This window comes from Arthrobacter sp. AK01, from assembly GCF_021109375.1.
GTDB lineage: Bacteria > Actinomycetota > Actinomycetes > Actinomycetales > Micrococcaceae > Arthrobacter.
In genome coordinates this window covers 1-2,809 of record NZ_JAJOHP010000134.1, presented here as the reverse complement: position 1 = coordinate 2,809, position 2,809 = coordinate 1, and the positions used below count along the sequence as shown (strand labels likewise).

At 64.3% G+C, this 2,809-nt stretch carries 2 protein-coding genes and 1 rRNA gene; 2 read left to right on the top strand and 1 reads right to left on the bottom strand.

Translation table 11 applies throughout. From position 1 onward, the window contains the following. Positions 1-146 precede the first annotated feature (146 nt). Both LN996_RS23365 and LN996_RS23360 read left to right on the top strand, forming a co-directional pair. On the top strand, positions 147-731 hold the full coding sequence (locus tag LN996_RS23365) for an HhH-GPD-type base excision DNA repair protein (protein WP_231343478.1): 585 nt from the start codon (positions 147-149) through the stop codon (positions 729-731). Between the two features lie 189 nt (positions 732-920). Further along, positions 921-2,309, top strand: coding sequence for an HNH endonuclease (locus LN996_RS23360; protein ID WP_374202245.1), 1,389 nt, complete (start codon positions 921-923; stop codon positions 2,307-2,309). 399 nt (positions 2,310-2,708) lie between these two features. Here the strand turns inward: LN996_RS23360 and rrf are convergent. Further along, positions 2,709-2,809 (bottom strand): 5S ribosomal RNA (gene rrf / locus LN996_RS23355); the annotation flags it as partial.

The following is a 2,809-nucleotide window of genomic DNA, read 5'->3' as shown; positions in this document are numbered from 1 at the left end:
ACCCCACACCACCCACACCCCACCCCAAAACCAAGCGACAGCACGCCGTCGTACGTGATCGTGAAGCCAGCACAGCAGGTACTGAATGAAGTGGCCGGGGGCGTTACCGAATGACGAGGGAGCGGCAGGGTGGGAGGATTGGACTCATGGAACTGCACATCACAGGAGATGCCGCCGCGGACCAGCTGCTCAGCGACGACGCCTTTGCGTTGTTGACGGGCATGCTGCTCGACCAACAAGTCACCATGGAGTCGGCCTTTGCCGGTCCGGAGAAGATCCGCACCCGTCTTGGTTCCCTGGATCCGGGCATGATCGCAGAACAAGATCCCGCCAGCTTCGTGGAAGTCTTCAAGGAGCGGCCGGCGGTCCACCGATTCCCGGGTTCCATGGCCGGTAGAGTCCAAGCCCTCGCGGAGACGGTCCACAATGATTGGGATGGAGACGCTGCTGCCATCTGGACCAATGGAACCCCCGACGGCCCAGAGGTGCTGCGTCGGCTCAAGTCCCTGCCTGGCTTCGGCGAACAGAAAGCCAAGATCTTCCTGGCCCTCTTGGGGAAACAGTGCAACCTGCAAGCGCAGGGATGGCGGGAAGCCGCCGGGCATTACGGCGAGGAGGGCTCCTACCTATCCGTCGCCGATATTGTGGACGCGGATTCCCTGGTCAAGGTACGCGCCAGCAAGCAGGCGGCCAAGGCGGCCGCCAAAGCTGCAAAGTCGCCAAGCTCCTAGTTCCGCCAAGCGCTTCATTCCCGAGTGCCCTCGCGGCACGTAGAGCGGGTGACCTCCTCATGCCAAAGGGCGAACCTGGCAGAAGGCGACCGCTTGCCGAAGCTTGCCTGATTTCCACATAGAGCCTGGTTTCCACATACGGAGGTTGGGGCCTTATGGGCTCCGCAGCCTGAGGGGAAGAGTAGGTTCATGGAGCGGATTCGGGAAAGGCGCGGGAACAGTGCGGTCACAGCCGCGCCCACCGCTGCTACACGTGTCGCATCCGGTCGCCGCCCACAGCCCCGCGGTGGCTTGGTGAAGGATCTCAAAACCGCCGTGACCTCCCTCCAGCCCGCCTGGGACAGCAACGGGCTGATTGACCAGTTACGTGATCTGGAAGACCTAAAGTCGGCGATCGTTGCTTTGCAGGCGAGGATCGCGGTGGCGTTGGATCTGGCACAGCGGCAGGAGCAGGCCGAGGCTGGTGTGCCCGTGTCCGAGCGGGGTAAGGGTGTTGGGGCTCAGGTGGCGTTGGCTCGGCGGGAGTCCCCGAACCGTGGGTCCCGGCTGTTGGGGATGGCCAAAGCCCTGGTCATGGAGATGCCACGAACCTTGGCCGCGCTGAACACGGGCCAGTTGAATGAGTGGCGTGTCGCGCTGCTGGTCAGGGAAACGGCGTGCTTGTCCGTGGAGGACCGGTGTGCCGTGGACGAGGAACTCGCAGCGGATACCGGAACCTTCGACGGCGCCGGAGATCAAGCGATCATTGCCGCAGCGAAAGCGGCCGCGTACCGGCGCGATCCGCGGTCGGTGGTGAAGCGTGCCAGCCACGCCGCCACCGAACGGACCGTGAGCCTGCGTCCGGCTCCGGACACCATGACGTACCTGACCGCGCTGCTGCCGGTCGCTCAGGGAGTGGCTGTCTATGCGGCACTGACCCGGCATGCTGATTCTGCCCGTTCGGCCGGTGATCCCCGGAACCGGGGCCAGGTCATGGCCGACACCCTCGTCGAGCGCATCACCGGTACGCCGGGAGGGATCTCAGGGATCAACCTGGACCTCGTCATGACCGACCGAACCCTCTTCCAGGGCGACAGCGGACCGGCACGCGTGAAGGGCTACGGAATCGTCCCAGCAGGGTGGGCCCGGAAACTGGTCGGTGCAGGCGGTGCAGGCAGGGAGATTCCAGTCGTCCAGGATCCCTCGGCTGGCAGCGACTCCGGTCCTCCGCGGGATCCCGAGCTCCACGTCTGGGTCCGCCGGCTCTACACTGCACCGGCCACAGGAGATCTCCTGACCATGGATTCCAAAGCCAGACTCTTTCCACCGCGGCTCAGACGCTTCATCGAAACCCGCGATGACACCTGCCGCACACCCTACTGCGACGCGCCCATCAGGCACATCGACCACATCGTGCCCTGGCACGCCGGAGGCACCACCACCCTGGCCAACGGGGCCGGACTTTGCGAGGCCTGCAACCACACCAAAGAAAACACCGGCTGGAGCGCAAGCACCATCAACGGGGACATCCACACCGTGGAACTACGCACGCCTACGGGACACGCCTACCGCTCCAAAGCCCCGCCAATGCCGGGCTGATAGATAGCTATACCGGCCCTGTTGGCACCATCCCCTCCGGAACCTCCGGCGGAAACCGTGAGTGTGCCTTCCCGGGACCCCAAGGCGGGCCAACCCGCTGGTACGCGCCAGACGAAGGTTCCGGCGAAGAGCGAAATGGTAATGCCGCGGAGGGATACTTGGGCAGCCACGGGTTCCGCTGGACAGGGCGCCAGGCGCCGTTCGCGGTTGACCACAATTCGCGGTTAACGACAAAAGGGCCTCCACTTAGTGAAGGCCCTTTGCTGGCGACGAAATGCCAACGTCGGATAGACAGACACCCGCATGGAAGCACTATCGCTGCCAACGGGGTGTGTTGGTGGTTAAAGTGGGAGACCCCCCGACCCGGTGATGGGTTGGGGGGTCTCGACCTTAATGGTTGTCCGGCGGTGTCCTACTCTCCCACACCCTCCCGGGTGCAGTACCATCGGCGCTGTGGGTCTTAGCTTCCGGGTTCGGAATGGGACCGGGCGTTTCCCCCA

Coding starts and splice junctions, on each gene's coding strand:
- LN996_RS23365 (WP_231343478.1), top strand. CDS start 147: ATGGAACTGCACATCACAGGAGATGCCGCCGCGGACCAGCTGCTCAGC.
- LN996_RS23360 (WP_374202245.1), top strand. CDS start 921: ATGGAGCGGATTCGGGAAAGGCGCGGGAACAGTGCGGTCACAGCCGCG.